The sequence below is a fragment of the Flavobacterium sp. SLB02 genome, assembly GCF_009664855.1.
Classification (GTDB): domain Bacteria; phylum Bacteroidota; class Bacteroidia; order Flavobacteriales; family Flavobacteriaceae; genus Flavobacterium.
Map to the genome: position 1 here is coordinate 1,108,888 of NZ_CP045928.1, position 20,680 is coordinate 1,129,567.

The 20,680-nt window shown below is 35.5% G+C and carries 14 protein-coding genes; 13 read left to right on the plus strand and 1 reads right to left on the minus strand.

Annotated features, from left to right (window positions below):
• Positions 1-8: 8 nt before the first annotated feature.
• The 5 genes from uxaC to GIY83_RS04540 all read left to right on the plus strand — a co-directional run bounded on the left by uxaC (position 9) and on the right by GIY83_RS04540 (position 6,566).
• Positions 9-1,415 (plus strand): glucuronate isomerase, encoded by a 1,407-nt coding sequence (uxaC, locus tag GIY83_RS04520; RefSeq protein WP_208685098.1) that lies wholly within the window; start codon positions 9-11, stop codon positions 1,413-1,415.
• A 97-nt stretch (positions 1,416-1,512) separates the two neighbouring features.
• Entirely contained in the window at positions 1,513-2,535 is a 1,023-nt protein-coding gene (locus GIY83_RS04525) for a sugar kinase (protein WP_208685100.1), read from the plus strand.
• Positions 2,536-2,545: 10 nt separating this feature from the next.
• A complete protein-coding gene (locus GIY83_RS04530; RefSeq protein WP_208685102.1) occupies positions 2,546-3,217 on the plus strand; it encodes a bifunctional 4-hydroxy-2-oxoglutarate aldolase/2-dehydro-3-deoxy-phosphogluconate aldolase in 672 nt (223 codons plus the stop codon).
• Positions 3,218-3,421: 204 nt separating this feature from the next.
• Complete coding sequence (locus GIY83_RS04535) at positions 3,422-4,864, plus strand: tagaturonate reductase (protein ID WP_208685104.1); 1,443 nt, start codon at positions 3,422-3,424, stop codon at positions 4,862-4,864.
• Between the two features lie 88 nt (positions 4,865-4,952).
• Positions 4,953-6,566, plus strand: a complete 1,614-nt coding sequence (locus GIY83_RS04540) for a UxaA family hydrolase (RefSeq protein WP_208685106.1) — start codon at positions 4,953-4,955, stop codon at positions 6,564-6,566.
• Between the two features lie 148 nt (positions 6,567-6,714).
• Here the strand turns inward: GIY83_RS04540 and GIY83_RS04545 are convergent, their stop codons facing one another.
• Positions 6,715-7,743, minus strand: a complete 1,029-nt coding sequence (locus tag GIY83_RS04545; protein ID WP_194620360.1) for a LacI family DNA-binding transcriptional regulator — start codon at positions 7,741-7,743, stop codon at positions 6,715-6,717.
• A 350-nt stretch (positions 7,744-8,093) separates the two neighbouring features.
• On the opposite strand from GIY83_RS04545, the gene GIY83_RS04550 reads away from it, so the two are divergent.
• The 8 genes from GIY83_RS04550 (at position 8,094) to GIY83_RS04585 (ending at position 20,680) form a co-directional block, all read left to right on the plus strand.
• Complete coding sequence (locus GIY83_RS04550; protein WP_229029211.1) at positions 8,094-9,467, plus strand: glycoside hydrolase family 28 protein; 1,374 nt, start codon at positions 8,094-8,096, stop codon at positions 9,465-9,467.
• Between the two features lie 36 nt (positions 9,468-9,503).
• Positions 9,504-12,680: a TonB-dependent receptor gene (locus GIY83_RS04555; protein WP_208685110.1), complete on the plus strand. Its 3,177-nt coding sequence runs from the start codon at positions 9,504-9,506 to the stop codon at positions 12,678-12,680.
• Between the two features lie 11 nt (positions 12,681-12,691).
• Positions 12,692-14,398, plus strand: a complete 1,707-nt coding sequence (locus GIY83_RS04560) for a RagB/SusD family nutrient uptake outer membrane protein (RefSeq protein ID WP_208685112.1) — start codon at positions 12,692-12,694, stop codon at positions 14,396-14,398.
• Between the two features lie 117 nt (positions 14,399-14,515).
• A complete protein-coding gene (locus GIY83_RS04565; protein ID WP_208685114.1) occupies positions 14,516-15,448 on the plus strand; it encodes an alpha/beta hydrolase in 933 nt (310 codons plus the stop codon).
• 11 nt (positions 15,449-15,459) lie between these two features.
• The gene (locus GIY83_RS04570) at positions 15,460-16,425 is read left to right on the plus strand and encodes a DUF4861 family protein (RefSeq protein WP_208685116.1); all 966 of its coding nucleotides are present in this window, start codon (positions 15,460-15,462) and stop codon (positions 16,423-16,425) included.
• Positions 16,426-16,568: 143 nt separating this feature from the next.
• On the plus strand, positions 16,569-17,771 hold the full coding sequence (locus tag GIY83_RS04575) for a glycoside hydrolase family 105 protein (protein ID WP_208685118.1): 1,203 nt from the start codon (positions 16,569-16,571) through the stop codon (positions 17,769-17,771).
• 22 nt (positions 17,772-17,793) lie between these two features.
• The gene (locus tag GIY83_RS04580; RefSeq protein ID WP_208685120.1) at positions 17,794-19,014 is read left to right on the plus strand and encodes a glycoside hydrolase family 105 protein; all 1,221 of its coding nucleotides are present in this window, start codon (positions 17,794-17,796) and stop codon (positions 19,012-19,014) included.
• Positions 19,015-19,081: 67 nt separating this feature from the next.
• Positions 19,082-20,680, plus strand: a complete 1,599-nt coding sequence (locus GIY83_RS04585; protein ID WP_208685122.1) for a glycoside hydrolase 43 family protein — start codon at positions 19,082-19,084, stop codon at positions 20,678-20,680.

Sequence of the window (20,680 nt, forward strand, 5' to 3'; positions counted from 1 at the left end):
TAAAAGACATGAGCGCAAATAAGACATTTATAAACGATAACTTTTTACTTGAAAATAAATTTGCTGAAGAGTTGTACCACAATTATTCAAAAAATCAACCCATAATTGATTACCACAATCATTTGAATCCGCAGTTTATTGCACAGGATAAGGTTTTCGACAATATAACACAAGTTTGGATTAACGGAGATCATTACAAATGGCGTGCGATGCGTACATTGGGGATCAACGAGCAATTTGTTACAGGAAATGGTTCAGATAAAGATAAGTTCTTAAACTGGGCAAAAACGGTTCCCTACACTATGCGTAATCCTTTATATCACTGGACACATTTAGAATTAGCCCGTTATTTTGATATTTATGATCTACTGAATGAAAAATCAGCAGAAAAAATATATATCGAAACTTCAGAGAAAATTAATTCTCAGGCCTACAGCACTCAAAACCTTCTTAAAAAAGTAAATGCTGAATTGGTTTGTACCACAGAAGATCCAATTGATAGTTTGGAGTTTCACCAGAAACTGACAAACAATCCTATCGGAACTAAAATGAGTACGGCTTTCAGACCCGATAAAGCCATTTTAATTTCTAATGATGGTTATAATGCATATCTGGACACATTAGGGGATGTGTCCGGAATTGCAATTAATACTTTTGCTGATCTACAGGCTGCACTAAGAAAAAGAATTGAGTTTTTTAATGCAAATGGCTGCAAATTAAGTGATCACGGTTTGGATCAGATTTATTTTGAAGAATTTACCGAATCTGAAATAAATGCCATTTTCCAAAAGAAAAGAGAAAACAGAATTATAACGCCCCAAGAAGCTTTAAAATTCCAAAGCGCTGTTTTATTGTTCTTGTCTGAAACCTATCATGAGTTGGGATGGGTACAGCAGTTTCACTTAGGGGCATTGCGCAATAATAATGCGCGTATGCACAGAATTTTAGGACCTGATACAGGATGGGATTCTATAGGAGATTATCCTCAGGCGCAAAAATTATCCAGTTTTTTAAACGCACTGGATAGTAAAGATAAATTGACTAAGACAATTATTTACAACTTAAATCCTGCTGATAACGAAGTGATGGCAACCATGATTGGAAACTTCAATGATGGAAGTGTTCGCGGAAAAGTACAGTTGGGATCAGGATGGTGGTTTTTAGATCAAAAAGACGGAATGACCAAGCAATTAAATGCCCTTTCAAACATGGGATTAATTAGTTGTTTTGTGGGAATGCTCACTGATTCAAGGAGTTTCTTGTCTTTCCCAAGACACGAATATTTCAGACGTATTTTATGTAATCTTTTAGGAGATGAAATCAAACGCGGCGAATTGCCAGAGGATATGGAATGGGTAGGGAAATTGGTTTCAGATATTTCATATAACAACGCAAAAGAATATTTCAAGTTCTAATTAAATACTAACCGCAAAGCCTGAAAAGATTTAGCAAAGGTCCGCAAAGTTTTTAAAAATCTTTAATCCTTTTAATCTGTGGCAAAACAATATTAATATGAGTAAAGTAGTTGCATTCGGAGAAATTATGTTGCGTCTATCCACAGAGAGACATTTACGTTTTTCACAATCTACAGCATTTGGCGCTTCTTACGGAGGAGGCGAATTTAATGTTTGTGTGTCTTTGGTGAATTATGGCCTAAAGGCAGAATTTGTAACAAGATTACCTGAGAATGAAATTGGCACCTCGGCATTAAAAGAAATGCGAAAAATGAACGTAGAGTCTAAAAACATAGTTTATGGAGGAGAACGTTTAGGAATTTATTTTCTTGAAACCGGAGCGGGAACACGTGGCAGTAATGTTGTTTATGATCGTGCGCATAGTTCGATGGCAACTATTCAGAAAGGTACCATTAATTGGGAGAAAGTCCTGGAAGGTGCAACATGGTTTCACTGGAGTGGAATTACCCCGGCAATATCAGAAAGTGCTGCCGAGGCTTGTTTAGAAGCTATTAAAGTAGCGCATAAAAAGGGAATTACTATTTCGTGTGATTTGAACTACCGATCAAAATTATGGCAATATGGCAAAACTCCAAGTGATGTTATGCCCGAAATGCTAAAGTATAGTAATGTTATTTTAGGAGATATAGATACGGCGTATTTCATGTTAGGAATTCCTAAAGTAAACCCGAATTATCAGGATGAGAAATCACTTCCTGTTTTGTATAGTAAATTGTTTGATGTAATTCCGAATTTAAAAACTGTAGCCACTACATTGCGTTATTCTGTAAGTGCTTCACACCAGAGAATTGGCGGTATTTTATTTGACGGAAAAGCAATTTATCAGGCAACTGTAAAAGAAGTTACACCCGTTGTAGATAGAGTAGGTAGTGGAGATGCTTTTATGGGTGGACTGATCTATGGGTTGCAGCAATATCAAAATAATAACCAGAGAGCTTTAGATTTTGCAGTAGCGGCTTGTTGCTTGAAACATACCATTGCAGGGGATTATAATCTGGTTACTTTAAAAGAAGTTGAAAATATGATAGATGGAGATGGTTCTGCATTAGTATCAAGATAATTAAGAAAAGATGGCAAAATATTCAAGAATTGAAGTGGCTTTACAAATGAAAGAGAACGCAATGGTTCCGCTTTTTTTTCATTCAGATATAGAAGTAAGCAAGAAAGTATTAAAGGCATGTTATGATGGTGGTGCGCGATTAATGGAGTTTACAAGCAGAGGAGATTTTGCTCATGAAGTTTTTGGAGCTTTAAACAAATATGCTTTGGCTGAACTGCCTGGAATGATGCTAGGTGTAGGTTCTATAACTGATGCCGCTGCAGCTTCATTGTATATGAGTTTAGGAGCTAATTTTATTGTAACCCCGGTTTTTAGAGAAGATATAGCCATAGCTTGTAACAGGCGTAAAGTACTCTGGTCACCTGGTTGCGGAACGCTTACTGAAATTGCAAAAGCAGAAGAATTAGGATGTGAAATCGTAAAATTATTCCCTGGAGATATTTACGGACCAGAATTTATAAAAGCAATAAAAGGGCCATGTCCGTGGACCAGTATAATGCCAACAGGAGGTGTTTTACCAACCGTAGAAAGTCTGACCTCGTGGTTTGATGCCGGCGCAACTTGTGTAGGTATCGGATCGCAATTAATTTCGAAAGATATATTAGATAAAAAGGATTATGATGGCTTAAAAACAAAAGTAAGCCAGGTTCTGGATATCATTAAAAATATTAAAAATAAATAAGGAGTAATCATACCGATCCTTATTTGCACGTTTTTTTTAGATTTTAGAAATTGTAATTGAGCATTACACTTGAAAAATAAGTTTTGTCATTCCTCACAGCAAAATTTACTTTCCTCACACAAGTGTAATGTTTCTTTTACAATGGAAGATCTAAAAATAAATAAGGTTTTAATGTGGTTATTTATAACACTTTGAAGATTTAAAATGAAACAGTTAAACAGAAAAAATACAGGATTAGAAAAATTACAGCCAATAAAAGTAGTTCAGTTTGGAGAAGGAAATTTCCTGAGAGCTTTTGTTGATTACGCATTTCACAAACTAAATAAAGAAGTTGATTTTAATGCCGGTATTGCAATGGTGCAGCCTTTGAAAGACGGTATGGTACACCTGATTAACGATCAGGATGGTCTTTATACTTTGTTTATGAATGGTATTAAAAAAGGCGAAAAAATACAGGATATTGAGTTGATCACCAATATTGTAAAGGCTATAAATCCGTATACTGAATTTGCAGATTATTTGGCTTTAGCCAAAGAAGAAGAGCTTCAGTTTATTGTTTCAAATACTACTGAAGCCGGAATTGAATTCATCGAAAGTGATACTGCCGATATGCAGCCGCCAGTTTCATTTCCTGCAAAGTTGACCGTGTTATTATATGAAAGATTTAAACATTTCAATGGAGATACTTCTAAAGCAGTAACCATAATTCCTTGTGAATTGATTGATTATAACTCAGAGACGCTTAAAAAATATATTTTACAATATGTTGATTTATGGAAATTAGAGGATGAATTTAAAACCTGGGTATCAGATTCTTGTACGTATCACAGTACTTTGGTTGACAGAATTGTTCCGGGATATCCAAGAGCTGAAATTGAAGAATACAATAATAAATTAGAGTATCAGGACAATTTAATTGTTGCTGCAGAACCTTTCTTTCTTTGGGCTATTGAAGGTGGCGATGCTTTAAAAGCAAAATTACCTTTTGATAAAATAGATTTGAATGTAAAAATCGTGGACGATATACGTCCTTTTAAAATGATTAAAGTTCGTATTCTAAACGGTGCACACACGGCAATGGTTCCTTTTTCACTTTTATATGGTAATAAATTAGTAATGGAAACCGTTAACGGAGATTTTACCGGAAAATTCGTAAAGAGCGTTATTGGTGAAATTAGTGAAACCCTTGATATGGACAAAAATGAAATTACAGCTTACTCGGAAGAGGTAATGGACCGATTTAAAAATCCATTTATCAAACATGCCCTGGCCGATATTGCATTAAATTCTATTTCAAAATTCAAGGTAAGGGTTTTGCCTAGTTTATTAGGATATTACAATGCTAATAAAAAATTGCCTGTTAACTTAACTTTTTCATTAGCAAGTTTAATTCAGTTCTACAAAGGAACCTGGAATGACGAGGTATTACCTGTAAAAGATTCTCCGGAGATAGTTGAAGCATTTAAAAACGCGTGGCAATTAAAAGCTACAGATTTAGTTGTAGCTAAAATATTGACTAATACTGAATTCTGGGGTGAAGATTTAACTCAGGTAAAAGGTTTATCTGAAGCTTTAATACTGGCCTTAAATGAAATTGAAGAAAACGGAATAGAAAAAGGTTTTGCTAATTTCAGCAAACACTATTAATTGGAATAGTTTCTAGAATTCTAAGGTTTCGGGACGCATCTTAGCGACTCAGCACCTTAGAGAATTAGCTACTTTAAAAAAAACGATCATGCAAAAAAAATTAATAAAAGTCAACCCAGTAGATAACCTAATTGTCGCTTTAACCGATTTGGTGCAAAACGAACAAATTATCTTTGAAGGAACTAGTGTCTCACCAACAACTGATGTTAAAGCAAAACATAAAATCGCAGAGAAAGATTTTACAATTGGTAGTGATATTATAATGTATGGTGTTTTGGTTGGAAAGGCTGCTAAACCTATAAAAAAAGGAGAAGTAATTACCACCGAAAATGTAAAACATCAAAGTGAAAAAGTATTTGGTAAAAACGGAAATTTAGGTTGGACTCCCCCAAATGTAGATCGTTGGAAAGACAAAACTTTCAACGGGTACCACCGTACTGATGGACAAGTTGGAACCAAAAACGTTTGGTTGTTTTTTCCATTGGTTTTTTGTGAAAACAAAAATATCGAAAAACTCAAAGATATTTTCGAAAACGAATTAATGCCCAAAAAAGAAGTTTCTTATAAAAATTTGTTACGCTCTTTAATTGAAGAAAAAAGCGTAGAAGAAGTTTCGGATAAAAATTTGAATGAAAATCTTTTAGATAATGTCGAGGTAAAATTTATCAATCATCAAGGTGGTTGTGGAGGGATTCGACAAGATTCAGAATTGTTGGCAAAACTGCTTGCAGGATATGTGAATAACCCAAATGTTGCAGGTGCAACTGTTTTAAGTTTAGGTTGCCAAAATTTGCAAGTTGATATTTTTAAAAAGGCATTGAAAGAAATGAGTCCCAATAGTGATAAAGAAATTTTGATCTATGAGCAACAACAAATTGGAACTACTGATCAAATGTTTCAAATGGTGATTAAAGATTCTTATGAAGCCATTAAAAGAGCCAACAAAATTCAACGCAAACCTGCTCCTCTTTCAAAGCTAAGTATTGGTCTTGAGTGTGGAGGGTCTGACGGATTTTCAGGAATTTCTGCTAATCCGGCATTAGGAATTGTTTCAGATATTTTTGCAGCTTTGGGAGGGAAAACAATTTTGGCAGAGTTTCCAGAATTATGTGGCGTTGAGCAAGAATTGATGAACCGATGTGTGGATGAAGAAAAAGCAGATAAGTTTTTATCTTTAATGAAAGCTTTTGAAAAATCAGTTGTAGATGCAGGTTCAGGCTTTGATATGAATCCATCTCCGGGAAACATCAAAGACGGATTAATTACAGATGCAATGAAATCTGCTGGCGCAGCTAAAAAAGGTGGAACTTCACCTGTTGTAGATGTTTTAGATTACGGAGAATATATTTCAAAACCAGGATTAAATCTTTTAAATACGCCAGGAAATGACGCAGAATGTACCACAGGATTGGTTGGATCGGGCGCAACAGTTGTCTTATTTACCACAGGTTTAGGAAATCCGATGGGAAATCCCATTGCACCGGTTGTAAAAATTTCTTCGAACACGGCATTAATTAATAGAATGTCTGATATTATCGATGTAAATGCCGGAACGGTGATTACGGGTGAGAAAACCATTACCGAGGTTGGAGCAGAAATAGTAGATTACATTATAGAATTGGCGAGCGGAAAGGTGGAAACAAAAGCAGACCAGTTGAAACAAGATGTATTTATTCCCTGGAAAAGAGGAGTTTCGCTTTAATTAAAAGCTAACTATATAACAAAAAGCTCACTTGAACAGTGAGCTTTTTTGTTTTTTACCATTAAGATATAAGCTTTGAACTTCATTTTCTTACTATCTTAATGGTAAAAAAAAGTTCATTGTTAAATGAACTTATATGGTAAAAAAATTATGAGTTAGATCTTGATGATGATTTACGGATGTGTAATTCAGGAGCGAGAACTACCTTTTTTTCAATTTTAATAGTATCGGTTTTGTCTACTTGTTCCAGGAAAACACGCGCCGACATTTTTCCCATTTCAAGTGGCGACTGATCGACAGAGGTAATAGATAATTCCATGAATTTAGTAAAGGGCTCGTTACTGAAACCCGCAACACAGAAATCTTTAGGAATGCTGATATTTCTGGATCGTAATTCCTGAATTGCTCCTAACGCAGCGAAATCACTCGATGAAAATATAGCATCTGGCGGGGTTTGCAATTGTAATAAAATATCAACTGCATCTTTTCCGGCATCAACAAAACTTTTAACGGGGATTACATATTCCTCTTTAAATTCCATTCCATTGTCTAGTAAAGCTTGTTTGTAGCCTAAAAACCTGTTTTTGAAAATTTCTAGGGATTGATCTCCCGATAAATGAGCAATAGATTTACAGCCTTCATCAATTAAATGCTTTGTAGTGATATATCCTCCTTTAAAGTCATTAATGGTTACTGAGCTAACCCCATCGATATGTTTGCTTCTGTCGAAAAAGATAAGCGGAACATTTTTTTGTAATACGTTATCAAAAGCGCCGCTATTCTCGCCTGTTACATCAGTAACAGACATTAGGATACCGTCTACTTGCGCATCTATTAAAGTATATAAATTTTCGTTTTCTCTTTTTGCGCTTTCATGAGTCTGGCAAATGATTACCTGATAACCATGAGGATGAAGTTCCTCTTCGATTCCTCTAATGACAGAGGCAAAAAAGTTGCTGTCGATACGAGGAACAATAACGCCAATATTATTACTACGTCCGCTTTTTAATGCCAACGCCAGTTTATTTTGCTTATAGTTCATCGAAGCAGCAGTTTTAATAACCAGCTCGCGCGTGCTTTCTTTTATTTTAGGATTGTTGTTTAAAGCCCTTGAAACAGTAGCGGCAGTGATATTCAATTTTTCAGCAATATCGTAAATAGTTATTTTTTCGCTCATTAAAAAAGGTTTTCAGATTAATCTTAGACAAAAATACATTTTTTTTTATAACGTTACACAAATTGTTATCGATTACCATAATTTATAATTAAAACGTTTTCGAATCAACAATGATAATAAATTATAGGTTTTTTTACATAAAGTGTAATTATATTTCATAATAAAAATTAAATATATAAATTTTTTGCTAATTAATTTGGTGTGTAAGAACTTATTTTATACTTTCGTGTAATCGATTACATATATGTAATGATTTGAAAGAGTAAACAATAAATCCCGCGCAAATGTTTGTAAATAAGATTATAGCACTTAAAACTTTTTTAATCTCCAGTACAGTGGCTATAACAATAATGTCATGTACAAAGCGTACTGCTGTAGTTTCTCATTCAGATCCGTGGAAAAAGATGGAATTAATTATAAAGAGTATTCCTCAGACTCAATTTGCTGATAAAACTTTCAATATAAATGATTTTGGCGCTGTAGGAGACGCAAAAACGTCAAATACACTGGCTTTTGAAAAAGCAATTAAGGCATGTGCTGATAATGGTGGGGGAAGAGTTTTGGTGCCTAATGGAAAATATCTCACAGGACCTATACATTTACAGAGTAATGTGAATTTGCATTTAGAAGACAACGCCGAAATTCTTTTCAGCATAAATCCAAAAGATTATCCAATGGTTCATACTTCATGGGAAGGAACCGAACTGATGAATTATTCTCCTCTTATATATGCAAAAAATAAAACGAATGTTGCCATAACAGGAAAAGGAACTCTTAATGGTCAGGCTGATGATACGAACTGGTGGATTTGGTCGGCAGGTAAAGATTATGGCTGGAAGAAAGGAATTCCTTCTCAAAATGATCCTCAAAACCGCGAGGTTTTAATTGAAATGGCCGAAAAAGGTGTTCCGGTTTCGGAGCGCGTGTTTGGTGAAGGACGTTATTTACGCCCCAATTTTATTGAATTTTTTCAGTGCAACACGGTTTTGGTAAAAGACATTACGGTGATCAATGCCCCGTTTTGGATTCTGCATCCCATAAAAACAAATAATATCATCATTGATGGTGTAACAGTAAATAGTCATGGACCTAACAATGATGGCTGTGATCCTGAATATTCGCAAAATGTACTCATTAAAAACTGCACTTTTAATACCGGTGATGATTGTATTGCCATAAAATCCGGACGCGATGCAGACGGCAGAAGAGTGGCCATACCAAGTAAAAATATCATTGTTCAGAATTGTAAAATGATCGATGGTCATGGCGGAGTTGTCATGGGAAGCGAAATATCTGCCGGTGTAAATAATGTTTTTGTAGAGAATTGTGTAATGGACAGCCCCAATCTGGATCGTGCAATTCGTATTAAAACAAATTCAAAAAGAGGAGGAATTGTAGAGGATATTTATGTGAGAAATCTTGAAGTAGGAACAGTAAAAGAATGTGTTTTGCGCGTAACGATGTTCTATAATGTATACGGTTCGCAAACAGGGAATTTTATACCTACAGTGAGAAATATAAACCTTGAGAATATAACGGTAAAAAACGGCGGAAAATACGCAGTGTGGGCAGAAGGATATCAGGAATCTCCCGTGGAGAATATTACCCTGAAAAATGTAACAATAGCCAAAGTAGGGGAGCCCTACTTATTGAAAAATGTAAAGAATATCAATTTTATAAATACAAATGCGAATGAAAAAAGAGTAGAAACCATTAAAAATTAAAAACTTTCAATTTAACCAAAACTATTTAACCACACTATGAATTTTAAACAATTATCAAAGAAAAAAATAAAATACAATCTTGTATTTTTATTTTTCCTGAATTTCCTGTTGAGCACTACAATCTACGCTCAATCTACTGTGGTAGAAGGGAAAATTACAGATGCTGCAGGATTATCACTACCAGGTGTAAATGTCCAGGAGAAAGGAACTAAAAACGGAACTTCAACAGATTTTGAGGGAAGTTTTAAAATTAATGTAACCAATAATAAAGCAATTTTAGTAATTAGCTACCTGGGTTTTCAAACACAGGAAGTTAGTGTAGCTGGAAAATCTAAAGTAAACGTAAGTCTCTCTGAACAATCAAACTCACTTAACGAGGTTGTTGTAGTGGGATATGGCACGGCAAAAAAGACAGATCTAACCGGTGCAATTAATACTTTATCTGCCGCAAAAATTACCGAAAGAAACGTAACCAACCCTATGGAGGCTATCCAGGGAGGAATTGCAGGGGTTCAGGTAACTTCGAATTCAGGTCGTATAGGTGATGGATTTAATGTGATTATCAGAGGAACAAACTCCATTAATAAAGATGGTTCTAAACCACTTTTTGTTGTCGATGGAGTACCTACTGATAATATTGACTTTTTGAATCCGCAGGATATCGCCAGAATGGATGTACTCAAAGATGCTTCGTCTGCGGCAATCTATGGTTCCAGAGGTGGAAGCGGGGTTATCATCGTTACCACTAAAAGCGGAACAAATGCAAAATCAGGAGTAACAGTTTCATTCGATTCTTCTTATGGTAACAAACAAGCAGTGAGATTACCTAAATTAATGAGCCCTGAAAAATGGTGGTATTACCATCAATCAGCATTTTTAGCCACTACCATTTCAGCTACAAATCCAACTTATAATGATATCAACGAAACAGAATTAGAAGCCGCTGTAGGTCAGGCAGGTTCTAATCCTCTTTTGTTTCAGAGAGTAGTAAAAAACAAAACTTATAATTGGCAGGACAGAATCCTTAAAGGAGGGATGACTCAGAATAATTATCTAAATGTTTCAGGTCGCGCCGATAACGGACTCTCTTATAATATAGGTCTGGGAGTACAAAAAGAAACCGGAGTTATTGATAATGAAGGTATCGATAAATACAACTTTAAGGCAGGTTTAAATCATAAAGTAAATGATAAAATCTCATTTGGAGTAAATCTTACCATTTCTAAAACAGATGAGCAGTTAGGAAGCCCAACTGCCATGCAGGAAGCTTTTAGACAAAATCCATTTACTTCACCTTGGGCAATTGATGCAGCCGGTAACGACATTGTAGGCACTTATGCGCAACAGCCAGGTACATTAAAATATCCAAACGGAACATCTGCCATTAATAAAACAGGATCGTATAATCCATTTTTAGAAATTGCCAATTCTGCCGATGAAATAGAGAGATTCACCACAATTGGAAATGTATTTGCAGAATACAAAGTCAATAGCTGGCTGTCTTTTAAATCTACTTTTTCAGCTGGGAAAATGGATGCAAGAGAAGGAAGATCATTTGGTGCACAAACAGATTTTGGACTTAAAAACAAAAGTTTGCCATCTGGTGATGTAACCAACGTGCAAAACTTTAATTATACCTGGGACAACCAGTTTAATATCAATTATACCCTGGCAAAGGATCATGTGTTTAGCTTTTTAGGACTTCAGAGTTTTTATTCTAATACTACTGAAACTTATTTTGCAGCCTCAAGAGAAAATCCTTTCGAAACCAGTTTTTATAATTTAGGATCAGGAGCTCAGTCTACTTATACATTGACCCCTGGAAGTGGCAATATTGCTTTGATTCCTTCTGGTGTGTTTACTCCTTATTCTAAAAATACTTTAGAATCATATGCAGCTCGTTTTAATTATGCTTATAAAGGGCGCTATTTATTGACAGCTTCAGTGAGATATGATGGATCATCAGTTTTAGCTGAAGGAAATAAATGGACTGCTTTCCCTTCTGTAGCTTTAGGATGGAATCTTCATGAGGAAGCATTCATGCAAAAATTATCTTTTGTTTCTAACTTTAAATTTAGAGGAAGTATTGGTTATACAGGAAACGATAATGTGAATCCTTATTCAAGTTTAAGTCTTCTTAAAACACCAACTTATTATGAATATGGTTCTACTGTTGCCAATGGTTACACAGCATCGAGTTTAGGAAATCCAAATTTGGGATGGGAAAAAACAAAAGAGGTGAATTTAGGTTTAGATTTTGGCTTTTTTAACAATAGAATCTCAGGTAGTGTAGATGTGTACAATCGTTTGTCTAAAGACTTATTGTTTCAACAAGCTTTACCACTGGAAATAGGAGTTCCTACTATTACTTCAAATGTGGGGTCTATTAGAAATAAAGGTATCGAGGTTGCGCTAGTGACTAAAAACATTCAGACTAAAAATGTGTCTTGGGAAACCAGTTTTACTTTTACTAAAAACGTAAATAAATTAGAATCTATTTACGGACAAGATAAAGTAGATGATGTTGGAAACAACTTATTTATTGGGGAAAACGTTCACTCTTATTACAATTTTGTATTTGATGGAGTATGGCAGGAAAGTGAAGCAGCTAAGGCACTTTCTTACGGTCAGAAACCAGGTGAGGCAAGAGTAAAGGATTTGAATAATGATGGAAAAATTGATGCCAATAACGACAGGGCTATTCTGGGGAACTATGATCCTAAATGGTCAGGAAGTTTTTCTACAACATTAAAAGTAAAACAATTTGATTTATCATTGTCTTTAATCACCAATCAGGGAATGACTGTATTTAGTGGATTCCACGATAATTTTGCCGATGTTACAGATAGAGGTCGTCAGAAATTAGATCTTGGTGATTGGTATGTTCCGGCAAACGGAGCAGGTCTTCCTTCTCAATACTCCAATACAAATCCTTTGCCTCGTGGAGCAGGTGTTTACTATGATACCAACAACGTAGCGTTTTATAAAGATGCTTCATTTGTAAAAGTTCAAAACATTGCCTTAGGATATAGTTTTGATCAGGATCTGGTTAGTAAGCTGAAAATTAAAAGTTTAAGATTATATGTTAATGTCTTGAATCCTTTTGTATTTACCGATTATGAAGGATATGACCCTGAATGGGCAACTGCGGCTTTAGCAGTTAACCGTGTCTCTACAATGACGGTTCAGATGGGATTAAGTTTAAAATTTTAAATTAAAGAAAAATGAAAAAATTAATAATAGTTATAGCAATTCTGGCAACCACACTACATTCTTGTTCAGATTTTATTGAAGAAGAAAATCTTGCTTTTGGTTCAGCAGAACAATATTTTCTTACCTCTGCCGGGTTTGAGTCATTGGTAAATACAAATTATTCAACCTTAAAAGATATTTATGGTGGTGATCCGTGGTTATTTGAAGCAGGTACAGATATGTACTCTGAGGGAAGAAATCAGGAGCCTGAAGGATTAGCCAAATATTTAACATTATCCTCATCATCTGCAGGAGTTGATTTATTGTACAGAACTTGTTACATGGCCATTCAACAAGCCAATAAAGGAATATATTATTCTACCCTTACAGAGAAAACAAGTACACTGGATACAAGAGTAGGTGAACTTAAATTTTTAAGAGCAAATGCTTATTTTCTATTAGTTCAGACTTATGGAGGTGTGCCAATTGTATTGGATAATATCAATACAGCGGTAACTTCTTTTGACCGAAATACAGCCGAAGAGGTGTATACTCAGATTTTTAAAGATCTTAACGAAGCCCTTCCGGCAGTTGCAGCGGGTGCTTATACAGGAAGAGTGAATAAAAGAGCTGTTCAGGATTTATTGGCAAAAGTATATTTAACTAAAGGATATGAAACTTTTGGAGCACCAACAGATTTTACAACGGCAGCAACTTTGGCAGATCAGGCAATTGCAGGCCAGGCATTAAATGTATCTTTTGAAGATGTGGTAAAACCGGGTAATGAAATGAATGCTGAGACAGTATTCTCAGTTCAGTTTTCTTCAGCTTCTAATGCAACGGGAACGACTTCCCTTGGGAATTCTCAAAATTATTGGTTTGGTCCTTATTTAGGTGCTGCAGCTGCAGGAAACCCTTATCCTAACAGAAGTTACACGCTTTGTCCTACTGTTTATGCAATCTCATTATTTGAAAAAGGGGATAAACGCTGGGAGAGTACTTTTATGACGGAAATCTTTGCCAGATATTACGATTTGTATAGTACAACAGCAGATAAATCAGCTTCAAAAGTGACTCATTTCTATGAGCCAAAATGGTTTACTCCGGCAGAGAGAACTGCCTATATAGCCTCTCATACGAATTTGGGTAAAATTACAGCTCCTTCAACAGTACCGGCAGGTTATCATATTTGGGGATCTTATTCTTCATCAGCGCCTTCAGGAGGAGATTACAACCTAATTCCGGTTAGAAAATTTGATGACCCTAATGCTCCCTATAGCGGTGCTACTAGTGCCAACTACAATACAACTCCAATTACTGCTGCTACAAACAGAAGCAGTACACGTGATTTTATTATCTCAAGACTTGGAGAAACGTATTTAGTTGCTGCCGAAGCTTATTTTAAAGCAGGTCAGCCTACACTTGCACTGGCTCGTTTAAATGAAGTAAGAAGAAGAGCAGGCGGTGGTGTAGTAGGAGCAATTCCGGTAGTAACAACTATTGATATCAATACAATATTAGACGAGAGAGGAAGAGAATTATTGGGTGAATACCACCGTTGGTTCGATTTAAAACGTACAGGAACATTAGTTGACAGAACTGTTTTGTACAATCCTAAAGTTACTAGTGCTGCTGCTTTTGCAGGTCAAAATGGTCAACAGAAAATTTTAAGACCAATACCACAATCAGCATTAGATTTAAATAGAAATAAAGATTTCCCTCAAAATCCGGCATATTAAAAATCTGGTATAATTAGTAATTTAAAAATTTTTGAGGTTTTGTTTTTTTGAAGAAGTTAAAAAGGAGTTCGGTCATGAATCGGACTCCTTTCTTAACGAAATAATAGTTCGCTTGAAATGAAAAGAATCTTGTTGGTATTAGTGTTTGTCTCTCAGGGTGTTATAGCGCAAAGTTATAGTGTTGATACCTCATATACCATAAAAAGTACCTATGATAAACTCATTAAGAAATATCCTTTTATAAAAATTGCAAAGGCAAATAAAGGAAAAAATGATATTCAGATCGAGAATATAGTGTATTACAAGGATAAAAACCGGGCATTACATTTGGATGCCTTTTTTAATAAAAAGCAGAAAAATAATCCAGGGGTAATCATGATTCATGGAGGCGGTTGGAAGTCAGGAAATAAAAATCAAATGCAAGGTCTAGCACAGGAAATAACCTCAAGAGGATATTCTTGTTTTGCAATTGAATACAGATTATCGCTCGAGGCAAAATATCCAAAAGGGATTTATGATGTAAAAAATGCGATTAAATTTATAAAAGATAATGCAAAGAGATTTCATGTAGATCCAGACAAAATTGCCGTTTTAGGATGCTCCTCAGGAGGCCAAATGGCAGCTTTGATTGGTACAACAAATACAGATTTAGCTTTTGAAGATGCAAAATACAAGAGTAAGTCTTCTTCAAGAGTTCAGGCAATTATCGATGTAGATGGAATATTAGCTTTTAAGCATCCTGAATCTGGCGAAGGAGAAATGGCTGCTTTTTGGCTGGGCGGCACCTATGAGGAAAATCCGCAAAACTGGAAAGAAGCGTCGGCTTTAAGTCATGCCAGTGAAAATACACCGCCAAGTCTGTTTATCAACAGCAGTTTTGAGCGGTTTCATGCAGGACGGGATGATATGATTGCCATTTTAAATCAAAACAAGATTTATAGTGAAGTAAAAACAATTCAGGATTCACCTCATTCCTTTTGGTTTTTTGAGCCCTGGATGGATGAAACAGTGAATTATACGACACAATTTTTAGAGAGAATATTCAAATAATTTAGAATAAAATGAAAACAAAGATCACATTAGCAACCTTATTTTTAGTTGGACTTACAGCGGTTAATGCTCAAAAATACGACATTAAAACAGCCAAAACATATGCCGAGATATCTGCCAAAACTGATGGAAAATGGGAAGGACGCAAATATATTGGAGGAACTGTTTTTAAAAATGTCGATCGTCTAAAATTAGCTCCCGAACATACAGATCATTCCTTTGATATTCGTTACGAAGGCCCGGGTTGGGAGAGTAACCGTATTGGATATCGTTTGTATCTGGACTGGAGAAATGCCATTGATATTTTTGGAAAGAAAACAACGGCTAATATTTTGCCTCTTGTAGGTCAGGATAATTTTGATTCCTATCATCAGATGAGCGACTGGGGTGCAGATATTCTTAAAGCAGGAAAAGGAATCGGAATTGGATCTATAGATCGTTATTTAAATGATGAAAAATTACACTTCCGTGAAGTAGACTCAACCATTGCAACTGTGGTAAACAAAACGAACGAATCTGGCGTAAAAGTGAATTATTACGGATGGAAAACAGCCTTGGATAAAATCGATTTCACATCAGTTTTAACCATCAAACCAGATCAGCTTTACACGCAACATACAATTCAGGCATCAAAAGAAATCAAAGGAATTTGTACCGGAATTGTAAAGCAAAAAAATGCTGAATTACTTAAAAAGGAAAGTAAAAATAAAAAATGGGCTTATCTGGCCACTTACGGTGAGCAGTCATTAGTGCCCGATAAGTTAGGAATGGCTATTTTTTATAAGACCAGTACCATCGAAAATCTTGCTGATACTACTTTAGATTACCTTTTGGTTTTTAAACCTACTACAAAAGCAACTTCTTTTTACTTTTTGGGCGCCTGGGAACAAGAACCAAACGGAATTAAATCAAAAGAAGAGTTCGTGAAGTATTTAGATCAAAAACTAGAAGTACTGAACAAAAAAGGGAAGATCTAAGAGATTGAAAAGAAAAAAGAAAAAAGAATAAAGAGCAAAGAGGAAAGAAAAGAGATGGCAAAAATCTGCCTGATCTGCTCAATCTACGAGAAAAAAAAATAAATCTTTTTAATCCTTTTAATCTGTGGCAAAAAATAAAATGTATGCTTAAATCGACTTTTTTAAAAATAAATCTTATTGTTTCGTTATTGATTATTGGTAATAAAACAATCGCCCAAACTAATGAAAATACTGTTCTTGCTGACAATTTAAAATGGTCAGAGAGAACGGCACTTACTATTTTAAAAAACTATCCTAAAGCTTCTCAGATCGATGGAACTAAAAAGCCAAAATGGGATTATAAAATGGGATTGGTATTGTTTGCTTTTGAGAAATTATATCAAAAAACAAACCACGAAAAATACTTCAATTATATAAGAGAATATGCCGATGAATTAATTGATGCCCAGGGAAATATTACCGATTACAACATCAAAGATTACAATATCGATTGTGTAAATCCGGGAAAATTATTGTTTAATTTATATGATCAGACCAAAGATGATCGTTACAAAAAAGTAATAGAGCAATTGAGAGCTCAGATCGAGACTCAGCCCAGAACGGCAAGCGGAGGGTTTTGGCACAAAGGGATATATCCCAATCAAATGTGGATAGATGGTTTGTATATGGCTGAACCTTTTTATACACAATACACAGTGAGGTATGAAAAAGGTAAAGCTTTGGATGATATTGCCAAACAATTTGAATTGGCGCAAAATCATTTGGTAGATCAAAAAACAGGTTTGGTGTATCAGGCCTGGGATGAAAGTAAAGAAATAGCATGGGCAAATCCCGAATCAGGAACCTCACCAACCATTTGGGGACGCGCTATAGGCTGGTATATGATGGCTTTGGTAGAAACACTCGATTATTATCCAAAGACAAACCCCAACTTTAAGAAGCTGGCAGGCTATTTGAACCAGATAGCAAAAAGTGCAGTGGAACATAAAAGTGCAACAGGTTTATGGTATCAGGTAGCAGACAAGCGTGATTTGAAAGATAATTATTTAGAATCATCTTGCTCGGCCATGATTATTTATAGTCTGGCAAAAGGAGCAGACAAAGGATATTTATCTTCGGATTATAAAAAGGTTGCGCAAAAATCCTTTGATGCCTTTATTGCCACGTTTGTAAAAAAAGATAAAAATGGTGAAATAGTAATCTCAAATGTATCTTCGAGTGTTGGTTTGGGAGGAAAACCTTTTCGCGACGGAACGAATCAATATTATACCAATAGCAAAGCAAAAGACAATAGTTCGCCAGCTTTGGCAGCATTTTTACTTAGTGCGATAGAATTAAAAAAATAATAAAATTTAAATATATTTTAAAATGAAAAATACTAGAAAACAAAGTTATTTTACGTGGGTTATTTTAGTTTGTTTAATAGCCTTTACAAGTTGCAAAGTGACTTCTCAGGAACCTGCAAAGAAAGAAATCGTAATTTCTAAAAATTTAAAATGGTCTGATAAAATGGCCTTGACCTTAATGAAACGCCACCCAGAAGCCTATATGATCGATGATTCTAAGAAACCGAAATGGGATTATGTTCATGCTTTGGTTTTGCATTCGATCGAAGAATTGTACAAGAAAAATCCGGATTCCCGATATAAAACTTACATAAGAGGTTATGTAGATGAGTTAGTGCAAAACGACGGAACAATTAAAACTTATGAATTAGACAAATACAATATAGATTTGGTAGTACCTGGGCGTTTGCTTTTTGATATATATGCTAGCTCAAAAGAAGAAAAATATCTAAAAGCAATGCAGTTAGTGCGCAAGCAAATTTCCGAGCAGCCGCGCACTGCAAGTGGAGGATTCTGGCATAAAAAAATATATCCCAACCAAATGTGGTTAGATGGTTTGTATATGGGAGAACCATTTTATGCACAATATACCCTTACGTTTGAAAACGGACAAAATTTTGATGATATCGCAAAACAATTTGAGTTAATTCAATTGCACGCAACAGATCCAAAAACCGGATTATTGTACCATGCCTGGGATGAAAGTAAAGAAATGCCGTGGGCAAATAAAGAAACAGGTAATTCGCCAAATTTCTGGTCAAGAGCTTTAGGCTGGTATGTTATGGCCCTTGTTGATGTATTGGATTATATGCCAAAAGAGCATCCAAAACAAAAAGAATTGGTAAAATACCTGAACAATGCATCGGCTGCTTTGGCTAAATATCAGGATAAATCAGGTTTATGGTATCAGGTAACAGACAAAGGCAATAAAGAAGGAAATTACCTTGAAGCTTCTGGATCATCAATGTTTGCTTATGCTTTTGCAAAAGGAGCCAACAAAGGATATCTGCCAGCCAGCTATAAAAAATTAGCCAACAAAGCTTTCGACGGATTGACAAAAAAAATAATAAAAGTAGATGCCGATGGCGGAATTACACTCACGCAAGCTTGTCAGGTTGCCGGTTTAGGCGGAACTCCTTATCGAGATGGCTCATACGAATATTATGTAAACGAAAAGAAAAAAGACAATGATCCTAAAGCTACCGGACCTTTTATTCTGGCTGCTTTAGAGTTGAACAGATAATAAGTTTCAGGAAAAGATCTAACAGGCTTTTAAAATCTGTTAGGTCTTATTATAAGGATAATGTAAAATGAAAAATATAAAAGCCCTCTTTCTTTTTTTATCCATATTGGCGATGCAAAAGAATTTCGCCCAGGTCTGGGTGCCCGATAATGGGGACGGAACATACACCAATCCTATCATTCACGCCGATTATTCGGATCCTGATGTGGTACGCGTAGGGGATGATTTTTATATGACAGCCTCTTCTTTTAATTGTATTCCCGGATTGCCAATTTTGCATTCGAAAGACCTTGTAAACTGGAAAATTTTAAGTTATGCTTTGCCAAGGCAACCTCCCTTTGACTTTTTTAATAAAGTACAGCATGGCAATGGCGTGTGGGCTCCAAGTATTACTTTTCATAATGATGAATTTTATATTTATTATCCTGATCCTGATTTTGGAATTTACATGATTAAAGCCAAAAAAGCAGAAGGCCCATGGTCTGAACCTCTTTTGGTAAAAGGCGGTATTGGACTTATCGACCCAAGTCCATTATGGGATGATGACGGGAGAGTTTATCTTGTTCATGCCTTTGCCGGAAGCCGCGCCCAGATTAAGAGTCTCATTGTAGTTTGCAGCATGAATGCCCAGGGAACAATTGCCAATAATGATCAGGTGATGGTAATTGACGGGCATCAGAGCGAAGGTACAATAGAGGGGCCTAAATTTTATAAACGAAATGGTTTCTATTACATTTTTGCTCCTGCCGGTGGGGTTTCTACCGGGTGGCAAACTGTTTTAAGATCAAAAAATGTGTTTGGCCCGTATGAAAAAAAGAAAGTGCTGGAACAAGGAAAAACAGCCATAAACGGTCCGCATCAGGGCGCATGGGTGCAAACACAAAGCGGAGAAGACTGGTTTATTCATTTTCAGGACAAAGGAGCTTACGGAAGAATTGTTCACCTTGAGCCCATGAAATGGGAAAAAGATTGGCCGGTTATGGGAGAGGATTTTGATAAAAACGGCATAGGAGAACCGGTTGCAAGATTCAAAAAACCAAACGTAGGCAAGAAATACCCCATAGAAACTCCTGCAGAATCTGATGAGTTTAATGATCCAAAATTAGGTTTGCAATGGCAATGGCAGGCCAATTCCCAAATCAATTGGGGTTTTCCGACAAGTTTAGGATATCTTAATTTATTTTGTTTACCAACAATTAAAGATAGCAACAAGGTATTTGACGCGCCTAATTTATTGCTGCAAAAATTCCCTGCCGAAGAATTTACCGTAACGACGAAAATGACATTTAATACCCGTTTAAATGGCGAATCAACAGGGCTAATCATTATGGGATTGGATTATAGTTATCTGAATTTAAGAAACGATATGGGCAAATTATATTTGAACCAGAAAACAGGGACTTTTGATAAAAAAGTTGCTGAAAGCCAAACCACTCCGGTTTTAATTAAAAACAATATTATTTACCTTAGAGTAAAAATTAAAAAAGGCGGAGTCTGTAATTTCTTTTATAGTTTAGATGATAAGGAGTATGAATCGATTGGTTCTGAATTTATATCAAAAGAAGGAAAATGGATTGGTGCCAAAGTTGGGCTTTTTGCCTTGAGCGAAAAAGTAACAAATGATTCGGGAAATACTGCCGTAGATTGGTTTAGAATAACAAAATAA